The sequence below is a fragment of the Mesorhizobium sp. M1423 genome, assembly GCF_040317575.1.
GTDB lineage: Bacteria > Pseudomonadota > Alphaproteobacteria > Rhizobiales > Rhizobiaceae > Mesorhizobium.
Genome location: NZ_JAMYKU010000008.1, coordinates 169,071 through 188,669, shown reverse-complemented (window position 1 = coordinate 188,669; position 19,599 = coordinate 169,071). Strand labels below are relative to the sequence as shown.

14 protein-coding genes and 3 pseudogenes are annotated in these 19,599 nt (G+C 59.4%); 3 read left to right on the top strand and 14 right to left on the bottom strand.

Annotated elements, in window-relative coordinates:
- Positions 1-95: 95 nt before the first annotated feature.
- Positions 96-1,175, bottom strand: coding sequence for a serine hydrolase domain-containing protein (locus NKG95_RS12920; protein ID WP_353040935.1), 1,080 nt, complete (start codon positions 1,173-1,175; stop codon positions 96-98).
- A gap of 176 nt (positions 1,176-1,351) precedes the next feature.
- Between NKG95_RS12920 and NKG95_RS12915 the strand changes: the two genes are divergently transcribed.
- On the top strand, positions 1,352-2,326 hold the full coding sequence (locus tag NKG95_RS12915; RefSeq protein ID WP_353040933.1) for a UDP-glucuronic acid decarboxylase family protein: 975 nt from the start codon (positions 1,352-1,354) through the stop codon (positions 2,324-2,326).
- Positions 2,323-3,300 (top strand): UDP-glucose 4-epimerase GalE, encoded by a 978-nt coding sequence (galE, locus tag NKG95_RS12910; RefSeq protein WP_353040932.1) that lies wholly within the window; start codon positions 2,323-2,325, stop codon positions 3,298-3,300. The genes NKG95_RS12915 and galE overlap by 4 nt, the downstream gene beginning before the upstream one ends.
- Before the next feature lie 113 nt (positions 3,301-3,413).
- Here galE and NKG95_RS12905 read toward each other — a convergent pair whose 3' ends face one another.
- The 13 genes and pseudogenes from NKG95_RS12905 to NKG95_RS12845 all read right to left on the bottom strand — a co-directional run bounded on the left by NKG95_RS12905 (position 3,414) and on the right by NKG95_RS12845 (position 17,867).
- On the bottom strand, positions 3,414-5,234 hold the full coding sequence (locus NKG95_RS12905; protein WP_353040930.1) for an ABC transporter ATP-binding protein: 1,821 nt from the start codon (positions 5,232-5,234) through the stop codon (positions 3,414-3,416).
- A complete protein-coding gene (locus tag NKG95_RS12900; protein ID WP_353040928.1) occupies positions 5,231-6,223 on the bottom strand; it encodes a glycosyltransferase family 2 protein in 993 nt (330 codons plus the stop codon). The genes NKG95_RS12905 and NKG95_RS12900 overlap by 4 nt, the downstream gene beginning before the upstream one ends.
- Positions 6,220-9,237: a trifunctional glycosyltransferase/class I SAM-dependent methyltransferase/polysaccharide deacetylase gene (locus tag NKG95_RS12895; protein WP_353040926.1), complete on the bottom strand. Its 3,018-nt coding sequence runs from the start codon at positions 9,235-9,237 to the stop codon at positions 6,220-6,222. The genes NKG95_RS12900 and NKG95_RS12895 overlap by 4 nt, the downstream gene beginning before the upstream one ends.
- Positions 9,227-10,408 carry a glycosyltransferase family 2 protein gene (locus NKG95_RS12890; RefSeq protein ID WP_353041038.1) on the bottom strand — a complete coding sequence of 394 codons (1,182 nt, stop codon included), beginning with the start codon at positions 10,406-10,408 and terminating at the stop codon, positions 9,227-9,229. Before NKG95_RS12890 ends, NKG95_RS12895 begins: the two co-directional genes overlap by 11 nt.
- A 2-nt stretch (positions 10,409-10,410) precedes the next feature.
- Positions 10,411-11,406, bottom strand: a complete 996-nt coding sequence (locus NKG95_RS12885) for a glycosyltransferase family 2 protein (protein ID WP_353040925.1) — start codon at positions 11,404-11,406, stop codon at positions 10,411-10,413.
- Between the two features lie 137 nt (positions 11,407-11,543).
- Entirely contained in the window at positions 11,544-12,392 is an 849-nt protein-coding gene (locus tag NKG95_RS12880; protein WP_353041036.1) for an IS3 family transposase, read from the bottom strand.
- Entirely contained in the window at positions 12,341-12,691 is a 351-nt protein-coding gene (locus tag NKG95_RS12875; protein ID WP_353040923.1) for a transposase, read from the bottom strand. Before NKG95_RS12875 ends, NKG95_RS12880 begins: the two co-directional genes overlap by 52 nt.
- Positions 12,577-13,005, bottom strand: a complete 429-nt coding sequence (tnpB, locus tag NKG95_RS12870) for an IS66 family insertion sequence element accessory protein TnpB (RefSeq protein ID WP_353040921.1) — start codon at positions 13,003-13,005, stop codon at positions 12,577-12,579. The genes NKG95_RS12875 and tnpB overlap by 115 nt, the downstream gene beginning before the upstream one ends.
- Positions 12,986-13,438, bottom strand: coding sequence for an IS66-like element accessory protein TnpA (gene tnpA, locus NKG95_RS12865; protein ID WP_353041034.1), 453 nt, complete (start codon positions 13,436-13,438; stop codon positions 12,986-12,988). The genes tnpB and tnpA overlap by 20 nt, the downstream gene beginning before the upstream one ends.
- Positions 13,439-13,822: 384 nt before the next feature.
- Positions 13,823-14,239, bottom strand: a pseudogene (locus tag NKG95_RS12860) (glycogen debranching N-terminal domain-containing protein).
- Between the two features lie 386 nt (positions 14,240-14,625).
- Positions 14,626-15,742, bottom strand: a pseudogene (locus NKG95_RS12855) (glycosyltransferase family 4 protein).
- Positions 15,743-16,383: 641 nt separating this feature from the next.
- Positions 16,384-16,476: a hypothetical protein gene (locus NKG95_RS12850; protein WP_353041032.1), complete on the bottom strand. Its 93-nt coding sequence runs from the start codon at positions 16,474-16,476 to the stop codon at positions 16,384-16,386.
- Positions 16,477-16,716: 240 nt separating this feature from the next.
- Positions 16,717-17,867, bottom strand: a pseudogene (locus NKG95_RS12845) (sensor histidine kinase).
- A gap of 333 nt (positions 17,868-18,200) precedes the next feature.
- Here NKG95_RS12845 and eglC point away from each other — a divergent pair.
- Complete coding sequence (eglC, locus tag NKG95_RS12840; protein ID WP_353040919.1) at positions 18,201-19,592, top strand: endo-1,3-1,4-beta-glycanase EglC; 1,392 nt, start codon at positions 18,201-18,203, stop codon at positions 19,590-19,592.
- The last annotated feature ends 7 nt before the right edge of the window (positions 19,593-19,599 follow it).

The following is a 19,599-nucleotide window of genomic DNA, read 5'->3' as shown; positions in this document are numbered from 1 at the left end:
AGCTCGTCCTCGACCCGATCCGCGATGTCGTCGACGCCATGAGCACCGGAAGACAAGCCTGGAGCCGTAGCGGCCTCGCCTGTCCCGCCCCGGTGTCATAGCTTCGCTGGCGCTAACGGTGACACCGCATAGATCTGGTCCAGTATTTTCAGCATCAGAGCGTTGGCGGTCGGTTTGCCATCAAGCGAGAGCGTCAGGCTGGTCCAGACGATCAGCGTGACGTCGTTGTCCGGGTCATGGCCCATTTGGCGCTGGTAGTCGGCGTTGAAGACCTGGCCCCCGACCAGCGCGCGCATCCAGGTCGCGAGATCATCCGCCGTGGAGATGACGCCGCCTGCCGCAAAGTAAGCGGACGGGTTCTGCCACGTCTCATAATCGGGCTTGAGCGTTCCCGCCCTGGCCGCCGCCTGAAGATCGTCCGGATAGGGCGCATCGACCAGGGCGTAAGATGCGCCGCCGTAAATGTAGCCATGCGCGTAAGGCTCGGGGATGGTGTTGGACGTGCTGACGGGCAGCAACGTGTTTTTCATCCCTAGGGGCCCGAATAAGCGCTCCTGAAAGATTGTCGCCAACGGCTTGCCGTCGATCTTCTCGGCGACGAGGCCGAGCAGATAATAGTTGGTATTGTTGTATTCGAATTCAGCACCCGGCGCGAAGTGCGGCGGCCGTTTGAAAGCCATGGCGAGGACCTCCTCCGAGGTCCACGCCTTGTCCGGAGTGTTAACAAGGTTTTCCGCAAGTTCCGGTGCATTGGTGAAATTGTAAAGGCCGCTCCGCATCTTTATGAGCTGGCGAATGGTGATCTGGTCGCCGTTCGGAACACCATCAACGTACTTCGAGATTAGATCGTCGAAACTCAGCTTCCCTTCCTGGATCAATTGCACGATCACCGCGGCCGTCATCGTCTTGGTGTTCGATGCGGGCCGGAAATGGATATCGGCGCGCGGAGGGTTCGTGACGCCGAGTTCGGTCATTCTATACCCGAAGGCGAAATTGCCCTGCGGAGTCTTGAGGAGAACCATTGCGCCCGGCAGCAGGAGTTCCTTGGCCGTGCCTTCCACCATTGCCTGAAGCGCGACCGGGTCGATCGGCTTGAGCGCCGGCGCAGAAGCGCCCACGGCGCTGCCCGTTGCGCACACCGCGACAACCAAGGCGCCCAGTGTTCTCGCTATCATTGTTTCACTCCCTGGCCAGGATCCAGCCTTTTCCAGTGCTCCGGCACCGGCATTGGACGCTCGCATATCGAGAACAATTTCTTGTGAGTAACGCAAAGTGAAACCTAGCTTCTGGAAAATGGCCTTACGATTGGCTTTCTATCGGCTTGGGCTGAATTCTCCTCGAGGGTCGCGAAATGCCGCAGGTAAGACGAATCCTTGTCACGGGAGGCGCTGGTTTCCTTGGCTCCTTCTTGTGTGAGCGGCTGCTTGGGGAAGGTCACGAGGTCGCATGCCTCGACAATTTCTACACGGGAAGTCGAAGGAACGTGTTGCATCTGCTCGACAACAAATCCTTCGAGATCATTCGCCACGACGTGACGTTCCCACTCTACATAGAAGTTGATGAAATTTACAACCTCGCCTGTCCTGCAAGCCCTGTTCACTATCAGTTTGATCCGGTCCAGACGACTAAGACCAGCGTCCATGGAGCGATCAACATGCTGGGGCTCGCCAAGCGGGTTCGTGCAAAGATCCTTCAGGCATCCACGTCCGAAGTCTACGGCGATCCTGAAGTTCACCCGCAGAGCGAGGACTATTGGGGCACGGTAAACCCAATTGGCCCACGGTCCTGTTACGACGAGGGAAAGCGATGTGCCGAGACACTGTTTTTCGACTATTGGCGGCAGCATAGCCTGCGGATCAAGGTCGCGCGAATCTTCAACACATACGGTCCGAGGATGCGTCCTGACGACGGTCGTGTCGTGTCCAACTTCATCATGCAGGCACTGCAAAACGAACCGATAACTGTGTACGGCACCGGTCAGCAGACACGTTCATTTTGCTATGTCGACGATCTCATGGACGGTCTAGTCAGCCTGATGCAAACGGCTGATGATGTTACAGGTCCGATCAATCTCGGCAATCCGGTCGAATTTACGATGCTCGAACTGGCCAATCTTGTGATCCAACTTACCGGAAGCCGATCAAAGATCCGGTTCTTACCTTTGCCGGTCGACGACCCCAGGCAGCGGCAGCCGGATATCGGCCGCGCCTTGCGCGAGCTCAACTGGAAGCCAGAAACCGAATTGCGCGATGGTCTCGCTAAGACCATTGCCTATTTCGAAGAGCTAGTTTCATCGGGCCGTGTCCGGCCCGCTGCTGCCGAATGAGGACGGTCTTGGTCACCGGCGGAGCCGGCTATATAGGATCACACTGTTGCAAGGCGTTCGCCGCAACCGGCTGGTCAGTCATTGCGTATGACAATCTCTCGCGCGGTTGGCGCGACGCGGTCAAATGGGGACCGCTCGTCGAAGGCGACATTTCCGACGCCGCTGCCGTGGCGGCGGCCTTGCGCCAATATCGGCCAGATGTGGTGGCGCATTTCGCCGGCTATGCCTATGTCGGCGAGTCCGTTCAACATCCGGAACTCTACTACCGAAACAACAGTTTCGGAACGCTGGTTTTGCTCGACGAAATGCTGAAGGTGGGGGTCGACAAGCTGATCTTTTCGAGCACTTGCGCGTCCTACGGCGTTCCCCTTCGTTCTCCGATTGACGAAACGCATCCGCAGTCGCCCATCAATCCTTATGGATGGTCGAAATTCATTATAGAGCGCATGGTGGACAACCTCTCCGATGCCCATGGTTTCAACGCGGTCGTGCTGCGGTATTTCAACGCGGCCGGATGCGACCCCGACGGAGAGATCGGGGAACGGCATGAACCGGAAACGCACGTCATTCCGCTCGCTATCGAGGCGGCGATCAGGCCGGGCCGGATCTTCACCGTCAACGGTACCGATTTCGATACCCGCGATGGAACAGCCATACGGGACTATATTCACGTTACCGATCTCGCGCATGCCCATGTCTTGGCGGGCGAGAAGCTTCTCCGCGACAAGGGTGTCCACGTTTACAATCTCGGAACCGGAGCTGGAACGACCGTGAAGGAGTTGATTGAGGCGGTGAGCCGGGCTTCGGGAGTCCGCCTTGAGGCGGTTTACGGCCCGCGCAGAGCAGGTGATCCGCCAGCGCTTGTGGCCGCGGCTGAAAAGGCGAAGCGGGAACTCGGCTGGGTGCCTGAACAATCCGGAATCGACAACATCGTCGAAACGGCGCTTACCTGGTACCGCAGCCGATTGCGATAGATACGCCACTCTTCCAGATTGCCTCCCGGCATCGAAAGAGCGGCGACTGCGTCGCCTGAACGTAAAGGCCCACATCGCCGACCTGTCGGTCGCCAACTCAGAACTGAACGGAATCACCGCACCTCATTCTGAACATCGGAGGCGCGCACAATTTCATGCTGATGATGCTGGTATCGAGGAACAATGAGGGAGGCGGGTCCTTGGCATTTAACTCTGCCGTTTTCTATCCAGATGACATTTGCAGCGTCGCGCGCTGTTTCAATGCGGTGCGTGATCAGCAAAATTGTCCTCTTCCCGAGCCGCCGATCGATCGCGCGTCGCACCTGGTCTTCTAGCGCGGTATCGAGAGCGTTCATCGCCTCGTCCAGGATCAGGAAGTCAGGATCGCGCAACACAGCCCGTGCGAGGCCGATGCGCTGCCGCTGGCCGCCCGAAAATCGCAGCCCCTCTTGCCCAATCCAGGTGTCATAGCGGTCAGGAAGGTCCTCGATGAATGCCGCGACCCCGGCACTTCGGGCGGCGGCGATGATCTCTTCTTCGGTGGCGTCGGCTTTGGCCATTCGGATGTTATCTGTCACCGTGCCCTCGACGAGATCGACGTCCTGACCCGTGACGGCGATCTTGGACAACCAATCGTCCCGCTTGATGTCTTGCAGCGGGGTACCCGCAATTTTGAGGACACCGGAGCTCGGTTCGTATAGCCGCAAGAGGAGATTCACGATCGTAGTCTTGCCGGCACCGCTTGCGCCGATCAGCGCGGTCGTTACTCCAGGTGGAATCTCGAACGAGACGTCGGTGAGCACCAACGCGTTTGGATCATACCCGAAGCTCACGTGCTCGAAGATAATGCTCGCGTTCAAATTTCTGAGCGCGACAGTACCCTGCGGCGGATATTCCTTGTTCTCGGACTGGATCATCTCCAAAACCGAGTGCAGTTGCGGCTGCATCTGCGCCAGGAACAGCAGGTTGCTTTCGAATTCCTGCGTATGCGGCTGTAACCGGTACAGCAGCGCGACGGCGGCCAGCGTCACCTCGAAGCTGATCTGCCACCAGCCGGAGACCAGGACTATAGAACCCAGCATTCCCATATAGCCGATTTCGGTGGTCGGGCCGATCCATGACGAAAGGCGGATCAGAGACAAGGACGCGTTGCGCGCGGCCGCTGACGATTGCACGAAGCGGCGCTGATGAAGCGCCTCCTGTCCATAGGCTCGGATAGTGCGCAGCGCCTGGAGCGTCATGAGCATGTGCTCGCCGAGCGACTGATGGATCTTCTTCACCTGATGCCCCAGATCACGAGCCGGCCGAGAAAAGATGCGCAGGATCATCGAGATCGCGATTGAACCGAGAGCTGCGATTAGCAGGATCTTCCACGAGATCACGAGCAGGAAGACGGCGAACACGAAGATCGAGCAGCTATTTATGATTAGTCGGGTGACCGCCCCATAGGCTTGGGCGACCAACCACGATTCCGTCCCAAGCACTTCCATGAGCTGCGATTGCTCGTGCTGTTGGATGGATCCGAATGCGACTCTAAGATATTGTTCGTGGACGAGGTTGCGCGCGCGTTCGCTGATCCGTTCTCCGACGCTGGAGCTTATCAACGAGTATACCAGCGCCAAGGCTCCGCGTGCGAGAATGAGCAGGAGGATCGCGAAGGCGAGCCGGGTGGGGCTACCGAACCAAGCGACCGCCGCGCCCACCGCTCGGCCCTGAAAGCCACCTCCCGCCTCCGTTATCCGATTGGAAACCAAATAGAGGAACAACAGGATCAGAGTGATGCCGAGCGTCTCGGCCAGCGACGACAGAAAGCCCAGTGCGAGCAATGCAGGCGTCGCCCAGCGCGGTTTTCTGACGATGCGAAGCAGGTGCGAGAGATCGCGCAACGAAGCACGGACCGCACCGCGGCGTATGGCCTGTTTCGCTTCGCTCATTCAAGTTCCCCGATCGGGAAGCGCGCCGCCACATGCGAGCGAACCGGGCGGTGGCTGCCACGCACCAGCCTCCTCACAAGCCCCTTGGCCAAAAGCGCGCCGGTCCGCGGCAAATCGACGGCAATGACCCGCATGGCAATCGCCGGATGATGGCGAAGCAGCAGTGACAGGATCGGAAGGACATGGCGTGGTTGCCTCTGGTGCAACGTCCGTTCTAGGAGCCACGTCGAATAGAAATGCAGGCCCTCGCGCAACGTCGGTGCCGCACCGGGGTGGCGGCCGAGCATCTCGTCCACCACAAGTATCCAGGATCGCAGCATGCGAGTCATATCGCTCGACATATTTCGCGGCAAAGAGCGATACCCGATCAGCGGCTCCTCGACGACTTCGAAGTGGTACCTTTCGGCGACGCGACAATAAAAGAGGATATCTTCGCAACCCTGCGCGCCCGCCTCGCGCAACCGACTCTCGAACCCATCGGCGTCGATCAATGCCTGCCGGCGTACCAGGGCGGCGCTGCCGTTGCCGACGAAATTACCGTGGAAGAGGCGCTCAAGCACATCGCCCCGCCAGTTTGGCCGGTGCCGGTCATCAGTTACCGAACCCTCGGCATCGATCACCAAATACCAGCAGTAGACGAGCCCCACTTTCTCGTCCGTTCGATCAAACACAGCCAGCTGCCGCTCGATCTTGGTCGGCGCCCAGAGGTCGTCGGCATCGACGAATGCGATCAAGTCGGATCGCGCCGCTCGCCACCCCGTATTTCGGGCGGCGGCCACGCCGGCGTTTGCCTGCTCGATAAGGCGTACGCGCGGGTCGATCTTCATGTGACGCCGGGCGATGGCGACCGTCTGATCGCGCGAGCCGTCATCGACGACAATAATCTCGAGCTCGCCGTGCGACTGCGAGCGAACGCTGCGGAGCGTCTCGTCGATTGTATCTTGCGCATTGTGAGCGGGAATAACGACACTGACAAGTTCACCGTTCATTCGAGCACGGCCTCTAGAATTGCAACAAAGTCATCGAGCGAGCGATCCCCGCGAATCTCGATCCGCGGAAGGTCGATGGGATCGCAATCGAGGTCCGCCGGCCCGTATCTGCCGCCGAAGCCGATCCGATAGCCGCACTCCTTGGCCAGCCTGCCAAGCCGTCGGTCGGTGACCGAGAAGGGTGCCGCGAACGCCGTGGTTGGCCGACCGGTCCACCGTTCGATGAACATACGAGAGCGCAGGAGCTCGGCGGCCAAGTCAGAGCTCGACAGGCCATCGATCGCGCGATGCGTCGCCAGATGGCTTCCGAAGAACGCACCTTCGCCGGCGAGGCGTCGCACCGTCCCGGCGTCCATAAGCTGCGTCGGCGGGCCACTGTCGGCGTCCCATTGTGCACTTTCACCCACCAGGTCCGTCACCAGGAACACTTCTGCGGTCAGGTTGTTCGCGCGCAAGATCGGCCAGGCATGGTCGGCAAAGTTCTGGAAGCCGTCATCGAACGTGATGAGCGCTGGGCGGCCAACGAAAGGCTGACGGTTGGCGATGAACCATTCCAGCTGTTCGGACATAATCGCGTGAAAGCCATTGGCGCGCAACCATGCCATCTGGCTGCCGAACATAGCGGGTGCAACCCGATAGCGGGCGAGCGCGGCTGGACCTTCATCGGAAACGCTGTGATACATGAGGACAGGGATACGCTGCCGGCGCTCGCTACGCGCAACGTCGCGGCGCAAGGCCCGCGCCCCACCCCAGACGATATTTCGCGCGACCTCCGTCTCGATTGGCGCGTGGATTGGGATCTCGTCGATTCTCGCTTCCATCGACACATCATCCGGTGACAGGCGGCGGAAGCGGTCTATGCGATAGAGCTCGGTCTGGATCGACCGTTCGAGGATGAGGCCTTCGGTCAGTGCCAGCGTCTCCGAGATTAACTGTGCCCCGAATTTGTTGTCCCAATCAAAGCCCGTTCGTTCCATATTGTCACGAAGCACGAATGCGTGCGCGGTGACGAAGCTGCCACTAGGGGCCAGCGCCTCAACGAGTTTTTTGGCGACGCGTCGCAATTCGGCGAGATCGTCCAGGAAATAGAGCACTTCCGAGCAAACGATCAGATCCATGCCACCCGGCAGCGTGTCGGCGGAGAAATCCAGTACGCCGAACTCAACGTTCGGCTGATCGCCGCATCGCGCGCGCGCCCGCCCGATGGCTACGGCGGAGATGTCAGTTGCGGTCAAATGGCCCACCCGCGACGCCAGCTGACGCGTGAAGTGGCCCTCCGCGCAGCCCAGCTCAAGCGCCCGTCCGATGGGACCGGCAGGCAAAATTTCGAGCTGCCGCTCATATTTTTCCTGCTCATAGGGCGAGCCGTAGTTCCAGGGATCCTCGGTCGCGAAATGGCGATTCCAGAAAGACGTGCGATCGTTGTCGTGCCCATCCGCGGCCCGTGCACGGCGCGGCGCTGCTAGAGGCTCTGTAGCTTCGGCGCTCGACCCAACCAGCGCCTGCGCTTCCGCGGCCAATCCCGCGAGTTTGCCGAAGTGGCTGTCCCGATCAGACCGGCGTCCCGCCATGGACAGCAATGCCTTTGCCGCAAGCATATCTGCCTTGCCGGCTCCCGCGCCCGGTTGTGGTGCCGGTTCAGGTGATCGCCCTGCAAGTCGGGCGAAACATTTCCAGAAGCGGAACGCCGTGCGCTCATAGACGGGGAGTCCGCGGATAAGCTCCTGCGAGGGTACGAAATTCAGGATCAAATCAATCCAATGACGCCTCGTCACGTTTCCGAGTACACCGAACTGCACGAGCGCTTCGATCTGGCCATCCTTCACTAGGTAGGTATAAATTTGATCGATCCCTTTCGGAAGTTCGGTCGAGCGTGGATCCCGGACATCGACGCGTATCGCAAGCGTCCGTGCCAGCCTGCGCGGCGCGGCAAGGTCATCGAAGTCGAGGAGCAGTTGCTCGAGATGATATTGTACGCGGCGCCCGGCAACAGGGTCGCCCCAAACCTTGCCGAGTTCTACAATCAGCTCGGTGACGGGCCCGCCGAATCTGTCCCATCTCGCAGCCAATTGCTCCGGCACCGATGTACTTCCTACCAGCAGGCCGTCGAAGACCACCTTTGCGATTTCACGGGCCCATTCAAATCTGGCCGGGAGCGCGCGCAGTCTCTGCGGGTTGATCGACCCGCCGCTGCTGCCGCAATCCGATGCGGCGTTCCACAACGCGAACCACGCGAGTGCTTCGGAAGCGGTGCCGCCGTCCGCCTCGGTCGCTCCACTGGCGTGAGCCGATGCCGGGTGTTTGACCCTGGGATCAGGAGAAAAGCCGCGGGCGATCACGATTTCCGCGTCTGCCAGCATTTGCGTCGAATTGCGGGTGAGCGAGCCGGGGCTCGCCCGATAGAAAGCGAGCGGCTCGTCGACCATCACCCAGCGTTTGCCTAAACGCGCGACGCGCTGCCACAAATCCCAATCCTCGCAGGTGCGCAACGACACGTCGAAGCCGCCCAACTCGGCAATTGTCGCCCGGTCGACCAGCAACGCGTGAGTGCGGATGGCGCAGCGGCGCGCGAATGTCTCGAAAGGCTGGATCGCGACCTCGGGCGCAATGCTCGGTGGGGTAAGTGCACCATCGGGCATCACTCGGCGAGAGCCGCAATAGGCAGCTACCGAATCGGGCGTGGCTTCCAACACGGCCAGCATTTTTGCCAGAAAGCTGGCCTCCACCCAATCGTCCGCGTCAAGGAACATCAGCCAGCGGCCGCGCGCCTCCGAAATCCCCTTGTTTCGCGCCCCCGCCGCGCCATGCGCGTAAGAGCTCACAGTCCGAAATCGAGCGTCCTGCTCCACATAACTGGCGATGACCGCCGGGGTATCGTCCGTCGAACCATCATCGACGACGATCGCTTCCCAGTTAGCAACGTCCTGACCGAGGAGACAATCGAGAGCTTGAGCCAGCGTCGCCTCCGCGTTACGCGCGGGAACAACGATCGAAACAAACGGATCATCCGCCACGCCGTACTACCCGCCTTGTTCGAACGTAGAACAGGAGTCCGGAAACATAGCCGGCGATTTCCGACCAAAGGAAACGATCCTCAGGAACGCTGCGTCCGAGGAGTCTTCTACGAACTCGGCCGACATACCAAAGCGGCTTCCACTTCAAGGCTTGCTTCAAATTCGCCTTGATGCCAGTCCGTTCATGCTGGACGAGCAATGCGGCTGAGTGACCACGCATATAGAAGTAGATTTGCTTGGCCAGGCCCTCCATCGTCCGTCTGTGAAAGTGGAACGCGACGGAGGCAGGCTCGTAGCGGCAGTCATATCCATTGGCGAGCAGCCGATACCAATATTCCGAGTCACCCGAACATCCGGCCTGGCCGACGTCGAGGCGCTCGTCGAACAACCCGGCTCGGTCGAACACTTCGCGGCGGAACGCCATGCTGGCGCCGGCACCAATTTTCCAGGAAGGAAACACCTCGTGCTTTCTCGCGGCGAAGTCGTTCGCGCGGAAGATTTGTGGTGTATAGCCCTGCCCAAAGCTCCAGAACGTCTCGAAAAACCGCTGGGCTTCGGTGGCAATCTCGGCGGGCAGCACAAGACCCGTCACGGCGCCGATCGAGCGGTTGTCGAAGGCAGCAACCAATCGCTCAAGCCAATGCGGATGAAGCAGAACATCATCGTCAGTGTATGCAACGATAGCCGAGGACGCCCGCTGAGCTCCTCGGTTGCGCGCAATATCCAGGCCGGGTCGATCCTCGCGCAGGTAGATTGCACCCGCCGCCAGAACGACCTGGCGCGTTTCGTCGCCTTTCGATGCGTTGTCGACCACGATGATCTCTGCCGGTGGAAAACTTTGCTGGGGAAGCGAAGCCAGACAGCGCCGCAACTCGTTCGGCCTGTCGCGCGTGCAGATGACCACGCTGGCGCTCGGCAGGTCCAGAACCGGTAAGGTCGGTCTCAAGTCTCGAGCGGCCGCAACCGGGGTAGCGCGGCACTGGCCATCGCTTCCCCTGAGCAAATGTCCAACTGGCAGTCCGCCACGCCACATGACGATCATGCCGGAATCGCAATCTTCAGGAGCAACTTGGATGTCTAAATCCACATGGCGGACACCTGCGCAGCCGGCCGCGCCGAACATCTTCTGCAGGTCCGCTTCTGGCACATTTGCGTTTGTTCGGATTGACATCTTCACCAGCTCATTTCGCTAAAGAGCGGCCGAAACTCCCTTTGATCGTTTCGCATCCGTCTGACGAGCAGCTTGAGCCATCGAGGAACCAATCTCGCCCTGCAATACTCGTCCAGCATACCGGGCAGGCAGGAGATCGCAATGCCGGGTTCCGTTACAAAGAGCCTATTTAGCAGCTCGCCGGCCACGAGAAAGCGCCCCCCAATCAAAGCTCTCACGGCAAGCCATTGAACCATGTCGACCAGATGGGCGTCGAGATCACTCCCGAATTGCGGATATTTTTCCCGAAACTCGGCGAGAACAATCTCACACGAACGAAGCATCTGCATGACATCGCTCGACATGTTGGCGTTTGTCATCCGGTAACCCACGAGGTGCTGAGGCACGACGCGGAATTCGTAACTTTCCGCAATTCTGAGACACATTAGAAGATCCTCGCAGCCTTGTGCATTCCTGGCCCTCAGGGAAGGATCGAATTGTCCCGCCCGCTCAAATGCGGAGCGACGCATCAGCATCGAACTTCCGTTGCCGACAAAATTGCTTCTGCACATCCATTGGAGCACGCGACCATCCCTAGCGGGCTGGTTTTGCAATGAGAATACCCGGCCGTCCTCGTCGATATGCGCAAACCAACAGTATGCGAGACCTGCTGAAGGGCCGCCTTCCTGCAGAACGCGCAACTGCAGTGCGATCTTGGATGGAGCCCAAAGATCGTCCGCGTCGACAAACGCCAGAAACTCCGCATCGGTGGAAGCGGCACCGCTGTTGCGAGCTTGCGCGACACCCGCGTTCGCCTGGCTTTTTAGGCGTATACGCCGATCTTTTTTAGCATAGGACGCCACGAATGATGCGGACCGGTCCGTTGACCCATCGTCGACGACAATAATGTCCAGTGCTTGGTGGCTCTGCCGGCAGATGCTGGTCAGGGTCGCGCAAATGGTTCGCTCGGCATTGAACATGGGCACCACGACGCCTACCGTGGCTTTGTCCTTGATCATTCGGGCCTTCGTTTTCTGCGAGGAGTGGCAAAAACGGATCATGCAGGCATTTCAATCAGCACTGCTCTTCAACGATCTGGGCGATTTGGAGGCAAACCAGGTCGGTGCTTGGAGTGGGCCCCTCGGGCCGGACAGAGTCAGGCTGCTGATTTGACCGTTTGCCGGGTGTGTTGATCCTCGAATTGCATTGGACTGAGATAGCCAAGTGCTGAGTGAAGCCGTCGCCGGTTGTAGACCTCCTCAAAGAAATGCGGAAGGTGTTCGATGATATCGGCGAACGTCTCGAAGGCCATCGGATAGACGGCCTCGACTTTGAGCGTCTTCATGAAGCTTTCCGCCTTTGCGTTGTCGTAGGGATTGCCGCGCCGGCCCATGGAACCGACCAGGCCGTGGGCGGCAATGTGATCACGATACGCTGTCGCGGCATATTGTGATCCGCGATCGGAATGATGCACGCAGCCGGGTGGCGGTTTGCGTCCTTCGACTGCGGCGGTCAAAGCCGCCAGCGTCAGCCGCGCGTCGATCGAGCGGCTGATGGCGTATCCGACAACCCGCCGCGACCAGGCATCCAGGACGACGGCAACATAGGCAAAACCGCCGACGACGGTGACGTATGTGATATCGGCCACCCACAGTTGGTTGGGCCCGTCGGGGATGATGTCCTGGGCGAGGTTCGGGAAGATCGGCTGATTGTGATCGCTGTCCGTGGTCACCGTGAATCGGCGGCGCATTCTGGGCTGAAGGTCATGCTCGCGCATCAGGCGGCGGATCTTCTTGTGATTGACGATCATGCTCTTGTGCCGAAGAGCGGCACGGACACGGCGCCAGCCATAGTGCTCGAACTCGTCGCAGATGGCTGCGATCGCTTCGACGATCGCGGTGTCGTCGGACGTCTTCTCCAGGCGGTCGTAGTAGGTCGAACGCGCGATCCCCATCAGCCGGCATCCTTCGGCGACGGAGAGACCTCGGGACCGGTGATCGCGGATGTAGGCCTGTTTCTCTGCCGCGGTCCTGCATGCAGAGCCCCCTTTAGAAACTCCAGTTCCAGAGCCTGCTTGCCGACTAACCGTTCGAGCGCGGCAATGCGCGCCTCATAAGCCTGGAGAAGATCGGCCGCTGCCGAATCCTCATCGAGAGCGCCTGCCTGAAACTTCTCGAGCCATATCCGGATCAGATTGCGTGAGATGTCGTGGCGCTTCGAGAGAGCATGTAGGGTCTCGCCGCCGAAATACTCCTGCGAAACCTGTCGCTTGAATTCGACGCTGTGGGTTCGGTGCTTTGCCATGGGCCTTCATCCTGTGAAAGCCCGGCTGCCCGGTCAATTACCGAAATCGTAAGCGTGACCACCGCTGCCTCCCGGCGCGGCCACCGGAACTTGTCCTCGGTCAGCCGCTTCAGGACCAGCACAAAGCCCGACCGATCGAAGAACAGGAGCTTCATCCGGTCGCGACGGCGATTGCAGAACGCAAAAACCGCCGGAGCAAACGGATCGAGCGCCATCGTCTCTTGGACCAGAACCGCAAGGCTGTTGATGCCGGCCCGGAAGTCGATCGGCTCGCGGTGCAGGTAGACTTTCAGGTCAGCGCCCAGTCTGAACATGACCCAGTGCTCCGATGGTCGCCGTCAATGCATCCACATCACCGCATTCCAGCGTCAACTTCACGCCGTTCGGCAGCGACGCGCTCACCTTGGCTGGAGAGGAAAAAGGCGCAGTCCTTTTCGATGCCGACCTACGTGCCCCATCGCAAGTCCCCGACAAATCCACCGCAGCCATGCTGCTCTGTCGCAGCAAGGCCCGATCCGAAGTGCTTTCAATCTGAACCGGGATGAACGCAGGTGGCGGGGACGGCGGGAGGGACTGGGTCTCTGCCCGCTTCTTTATCCACTTCCGAAGAAGGTTCGCATTGACCCCATGTTCGAGCGCAAGCCTCGATACCGACACGCCAGGCTCAAGACAGGCCGAGACAAGACGGTCCTTCGATGCCGGGTCGTATCGGCGTCGCCCGTCCCGACCGACAAGCCTCACCCGCAGTTTCTGCTCATCTTTCTTCCATCACAAGGTGTCCACCTATTCTGGTGGACACCTCATGCATCAGAGCACTCAACAGCAAGGTGCGGGGAAATTCGCGCTTACAGAGCATCTCCAAGGCGGAATGACTCCGTCGCGGCCAAAGGCGGTTGAGAACCATGGGATGCCGGCATACGGGTATGCTCCGGTCTCGAGGTCGGTTCTCAGGAGCGCGATGTCGGCACGCGTGCCGGCCAGCTAGTCATTGAAGCCGCGGCCGGAACTGAAAACGGTGGCCTTGCCGGCGCTTTGAGCGCATGGCAAATCGCGCTCGCGCAGCGGCGGCACGAAACGGTCACTGGACGGAACCTCTTCGCCATGACCGACCCCCAGATGCAGGATCCTGCTTCACGGCTCTACGATGCGGAACTCGGCGTAATTAGAATGCACCTGATCCGGCTTCACGGTAAATGCAATGACCGACAGGCGGGCCACATTATCGGGTCCTTCGTACCGAAATGTGACGCTTGCCTCGGTGACCAGCGCGTCATGGGCACGACCGCGACCCCTACGCGTGGTGCCGCGCACCTCGAACATGTCTCGGAAATCGGCATCGAAGTCGAGCCGAACCGGCAACGCAATCTCGCGCGCGGAGTAGTTGGTGAAAGTAATGCGTTCGAACACGAGCTCTTCCCGGTCCGATCGATGTGTATGGCGCTCGCGGGAACTTCACTGCCGTTTGGCCCCACTGCGGCGAGATTGATTAGATCGGCTGTGAACAAGGATGTTGTCTTGCGACAAGGAAGCGCCAAGCAACGTGGGCATGCGACCAGCGATCAACAGACGGAAGCGCGACAGCACACGCGTGTCGTCGCGGAAAGCCCGTCGCCGGCGCCTCGTATGTCGCCGTAGCTGTCGGTGACGATGAAGCAGTCCTCGTGCTTGAGCGCAATTGCCGATGCGGTTCGCGCGGTGCTGATTCATCGAGTGCCGGCAGCACCAAGGCGGGATCAAGTTTGCGTTCTTCGACGCCAATAGTCATATCAGCCCTCCTGTCCAGAAGAGACTAAGCCGGTTGAGGCATAGGTTTATTCCGGCTGATGCCGGTACCGAGCCATCCTCATCAACAGCGTCTTTACTCCTCAAGCTCAATTTCTGTGATCATGCGATCGCCCTCGTTTCTTGTTGGCCACAATCGGCGAAGAGCTCTATTAATGAGCGTGCGACCGCAGAGGAGCCAGAGCCTGCGTTAGATCAATATTTTCCAGCGCTAGCTCTTCAGGAGCCAAATGCTTTCTCTTGCCGTCCATGAGCGACTGATAGATCGCCACATAGTCACGACACATGCGCTCGGCCGTGAACCGCTCTTCAAAAGTCCGCCGCACCAGGGCACGACCAAGGGCGCCTACCCGCCGCACCGCGTCCACAGCTTCGTCAAGACTGTCCACTATCAAACCGGACAGACCATCACCGACAACCTCTGGAACGGCGCCGCGGTTGAAGGCTATCACGGGAGTTCCACAGGCCATCGCCTCGATGGAAACGAGCCCGAAGGGTTCCGGCCAGTTTATGGGAAACAGGAGCGCTGTGGCATTGGCCAGAAATTCCGCTTTTTGGCTCTCATCAATTTCTCCAACGAACTCGACGTTCGGGCTGCGAAGCACCAGGGGTTCAACTCGCTCCGCCCAGAATGATCGATCCACCTTGTCGATTTTGGCCGCGATCTTCAGCGGCATTCCGGCGCGCGCGGCGATCTCGATTGCCGTTTCCGGCCCCTTTTCCGGTGAGATGCGACCGAGGAAAGCAAGATAGCCGGAGGCCTTCGGGCAGTACGGGAGAATATCGCGAGGCAGGCCGTGATACACGGTTCCGAGCCAGTTGACTGGCGGCATGGGTCGGCGTTGGTCATAAGGCATCGAGACCAGCGGAATGGTCGCCGAAACATCGCATAGAGCTGCGCCAGGTCCGGGAGATCAAGGCGACCGGGAAGGGTAGTAAGAGTTTGCTGGGCAAACTCCCGGATTATCGGGAAGTGGAGGACGTCGACGTGAAAATGCAACACGTCGAATTCACCGGCCCGTCTGCGCACGCGTTCCAACATCATGACATGGTAAGGAATATCGTTCTGGACGTTGGGATTGAGACGCAGTGCAGCGTCGCAACACGGCACCAGTTCGGCCGAGGTGCGTGAATCACCACTGGCGAACAAAGTCACATCATGACCTTGCCGAACCAGTTCTTCCGTCAGATATGAAACAATTCGTTCGGTCCCGCCATAGAACCTGGGGGTACGGATTCGGTACGGGGCGCAATCTGAGCTATCTTCATTTTTAGACTTATCGATGTGATATCTTGGAACCCGAAGTGACTCCTGCGAGCGAAACCGGCCGCCTATGGCCGTTCCTGGTCGGTATCAAGCTCCCTGGACGCCAACTCCCGAAAGGCCTCATCTGTTCCTTTAGGATCGGCGCATCTTTGCGCTCGAACAGAGGAGCTGGCTGAAAGCCTACCGCCGGCCTGCCTGCCCAAGCTGCCCTCTCTGCCACCCGACCGTGGTGCATGGCTTGCCCGAGTAAGGGTCGTGTTGACCATCGGACTTGGAGCACTCGCAGCAGCCATGGTCTGGATCGCGTCATCCTATTGCAGGGTTGATCCATTCCTGCCCTTTGGGGACAGGACATCGAAGGGGTAGGTTCTAGCTTTCCTCGGATAGACATGCCGACGAGGCTGTGGGGGCTGGACTTGGGAATCACCGCTTGGCGCTTTCGCTGTCCGCTTCGGCCCGCGCAAGGAACTGCTCGGTTGTTGAGGGAAGATGGGTTTTCAGCCAATCCGCCATCAAGACTTCCTCTCGCAGGTTCTCTTCGCAAGCCCGAAGAACCTCGGTTTGGCCGAGCGATCGAGCAGCGGCATCAGGATCGTGTAGGAGGCTATTTCCATGTGCTCGAACGTGTAGCTGGCGAGCGATCTTAACCAGCCTCCGCGGCCATCGCGGTCAGCTTGCCGCTAGCATCCTTCATCATGGATGAACCTTCGTCCATCTGATCGAGACAAGTCTTCAGCCGAGCAGCCTGCTGCTTGGTTTCGTCGAGGTGCTGTCGGATCCGGTCGCTCAGTTCTCAGTTCGGGATAATTCTCAATTCGGCTCAACTGCCCGGTTTCAGCCTGCTCTTCCATGGCATGAGCATCTCTAGTCTAGGCTAGTACTACAGTTATCGACCGACACGCTCGCTAGAGCTTCCCGATGATGGGAGTCATGCTTGGTCCTTTCTCGGCAGAGAGCGGGCCACAGCCGAAGGCGTTCATAAAGAACAGCCTCGTCGAACTCGCCGTCCGAGAAGAGTGCCATTGCGGTCATGCTCAGGCGCTCCGCTTGCTGCCGCCGACCGTTTGAAAAGGATGGTCACCTTCGTCCCTTTGTTGGGGCTGGACTCGACTGCGAACTGCGCCTTGGCGTTCTCGGTCAGCGAGCGCGCGATCAGCGCTCCGAGCTTGCGCGTGGCTTGGGCCACGTCTCGCCTTCCGGCAGGCCGATTCCGTCGTCCGCCACTATAACCCGGCAGCCGTCGCCATTGACGATGCTGTGCAGCGTTATCGCGCCGCCGTCGCGTCCCCGGAACGCATGCTTTAGTGAATTGGTCAGCAATTCGTTCACGACCAGTCCCGCCGGCATGGCGACGTTTATTGACACGGGATATGTATCCACCTTCATATCCAGGCGGATCCCCTCGACTGCATGCGAACTCATCACCGCGGACGCGATCTGGCTGAGATAGATGCCAAGATCGACCTCCTCTTTCGACTCGTCGGCCGTTAGCGTCTGGTAGAGGATCGCCAGAGCGTCGACGCGACCGGCGAGCCGCTCAAACCGTCTCCGGTCGGCCTCGGTCGCGTTGCGGCTTTCCAGCCGGATCAGCGCGGTGATCATCTGCAGGTTGTTCTTCACCCTGTGCTGCAGTTCGCGCAGCAGCGTGTCTTTCTCGCTGACACGCTCCTCCGCCGAGCGCTCATCTTCGGCCTCGCCATGGGCGGATACGTCGACCAGGGCCACCAGCCGGAAGCACACCTTGCCGTTGTCGTCCTCGATCACGTTGGAATAAACGTCGACGAGCGCCGGCTTGTCCTGGTTGCGCTCCAGCCTGAAGGTGCCGACCAAATCGGTTCCCTCGGCCACGGCCTCGGCAAGCGGCCTGTCCTTTTGCTGATGGAGACCTATGCCCAAAAGGGCCGCCCAGTTTTCTCGCGTGAGCCTGGCGGCCGTCAGGCCTGAGAGTTTCTCGAATTCCGGATTGGCGTAGACCACACGCTCCTCAGCGGCAAGGTCCGAAACGGCTATGGCGATCGGCATCTGGTCAAGGAATTTTTTGAACTGTTCGCTTTCCAGTGCGGTTGCAAGGTCAGGTGTATCAAGCAACTGCTCGACCGCTTCTGCCTTCTCTGAATCAGATGTCATTTGCGCGCCTGTTTTGTGCGTACGATATCAACAATGCAGCGCGCCCGCCATCGCCAAGGCTGCATTTCACGCACTGCCTCATGCACCGGACTACAAGCCTTGCGTCGTGCGCAACGGCCATGCGTTTAGCATTGCGCGGCCGAAGGAGAGCGGCAAGCGCCGGGTGCGACGCCTTGTGCCCTTGAAGGGGTGACGCGGCCCGGGCAAGTGGCTTCGCTGCATATTAAGCTTTTGGTAACTCTCTAAACGCGAAAGCTAAATGGTACTGGCTCCTTTTGCTCTGAATAGGTGTTAGGCCCGATATCGAGGGGAGAAAGAGGAGAAAGGACCAGAATGGCCAACGTAATGAACGCCAAGGGTGTTCCACTCCCCTACAGCGGATCCTCCATAAAGTGGTATTCGGCGACGAATTCCGGCCCGACACTGTATGGCAGCATCTACAACGACTCAATGTACGCCGACGGAAGCGTTACCGTCACGATGTACGGCGGCAAGGGCGACGACATCTATTATCTGTATTCCTCCAAAAACAAGGCGGTCGAGCTGCCCAACGAGGGTGTCGACACCATATCGACCTGGATGAGTTACAAGCTCCCAGCGAATTTCGAGAACCTGACGGTCACCGGCGACAAACACTATGCTTTCGGAAACGAGCTAAACAACATCATTACCGGCGGCTCCGGCCAACAGACGCTCGACGGCTTGCAGGGCGATGACGTTCTCAAGGGCGGATCCGGGGCGGACATTTTCGTCGTGACCCCCGGCAACGGCAGTGACCTGATCCTCGACTTTGGCGCCGATGATACCGCGCGCGTCGGGAGCTTCGGCTTCACCTCCTTCGAGGATGTGCACGCCAACATGGTCCAGTCGGGGGCGAACGTCAGACTTAACCTGTCCGATGACGAGTTTCTCGTTTTCGCCAATAAGACCATCGACCAGTTCAACCCAGGCCAGTTCGATCTGGCCCTGGACAGGTCGCATCTGGAACTCACCTTCTCGGACGAGTTCAACACGCTCGACATGTGGAATGGCTCGAGCGGCACCTGGGACTCGAACTTCTGGTGGGGTGCCGCGAACGGCAGCTCGCTCACGAGCAACAAGGAGCTTCAATGGTATATCGACACCAACTACGCCCCGACGCGTTCCGTCAACCCGTTCAGCGTTGAGGACGGTGTTCTCACGATTACCGCCGCCCGGGCTCCCGCGGCAATCCAGCCCTACATAAACGATTACAAATACACCTCAGGTTTGCTGACGACCTATGAGTCCTTCGCACAAACCTACGGCTATTTCGAAATTCGGGCTGACATGCCCGCAAAGCAAGGTGTATGGCCGGCCTTTTGGCTTCTCCCGGCTGACGGCTCCTGGCCACCGGAACTGGACGTCGTGGAAATGCTCGGTCAGGATCCAAACAAGCTCATTATGACAAGCCACTCCAACGAGACGGGAACTCATACGACAGTGTCCTCGACGGCCTATGCCGCGGATACCGAAGGGTTCCACAATTACGGAGTGCTGTGGACAGAAGACGAACTCGTCTGGTATTTCGATGACGTCGAAGTCGCTCGTGCCGCAACGCCTTCCGATATGCATGACCCCATGTATATGCTGGTCGATCTGGCGGTTGGCGGCCTCGCGGGAGCGCCCGCCGACGGGCTTGCGACACCTGCCGAAATGCAGATCGACTACATCCACGCGTACGCGCTGAACGATTGGCATATCTAGGCGCAAC

Excerpts from the sequence above, each read along its gene's own strand:
- NKG95_RS12920 (WP_353040935.1), bottom strand. The coding sequence starts at position 1,175 with ATGATAGCGAGAACACTGGGCGCCTTGGTTGTCGCGGTGTGCGCAACG.
- NKG95_RS12915 (WP_353040933.1), top strand. The coding sequence starts at position 1,352 with ATGCCGCAGGTAAGACGAATCCTTGTCACGGGAGGCGCTGGTTTCCTT.
- galE (WP_353040932.1), top strand. The coding sequence starts at position 2,323 with ATGAGGACGGTCTTGGTCACCGGCGGAGCCGGCTATATAGGATCACAC.
- NKG95_RS12905 (WP_353040930.1), bottom strand. The coding sequence starts at position 5,234 with ATGAGCGAAGCGAAACAGGCCATACGCCGCGGTGCGGTCCGTGCTTCG.
- NKG95_RS12900 (WP_353040928.1), bottom strand. The coding sequence starts at position 6,223 with ATGAACGGTGAACTTGTCAGTGTCGTTATTCCCGCTCACAATGCGCAA.
- NKG95_RS12890 (WP_353041038.1), bottom strand. The coding sequence starts at position 10,408 with ATGTCAATCCGAACAAACGCAAATGTGCCAGAAGCGGACCTGCAGAAG.
- NKG95_RS12885 (WP_353040925.1), bottom strand. The coding sequence starts at position 11,406 with ATGATCAAGGACAAAGCCACGGTAGGCGTCGTGGTGCCCATGTTCAAT.
- NKG95_RS12875 (WP_353040923.1), bottom strand. The coding sequence starts at position 12,691 with ATGGCAAAGCACCGAACCCACAGCGTCGAATTCAAGCGACAGGTTTCG.
- tnpB (WP_353040921.1), bottom strand. The coding sequence starts at position 13,005 with ATGTTCAGACTGGGCGCTGACCTGAAAGTCTACCTGCACCGCGAGCCG.
- eglC (WP_353040919.1), top strand. The coding sequence starts at position 18,201 with ATGGCCAACGTAATGAACGCCAAGGGTGTTCCACTCCCCTACAGCGGA.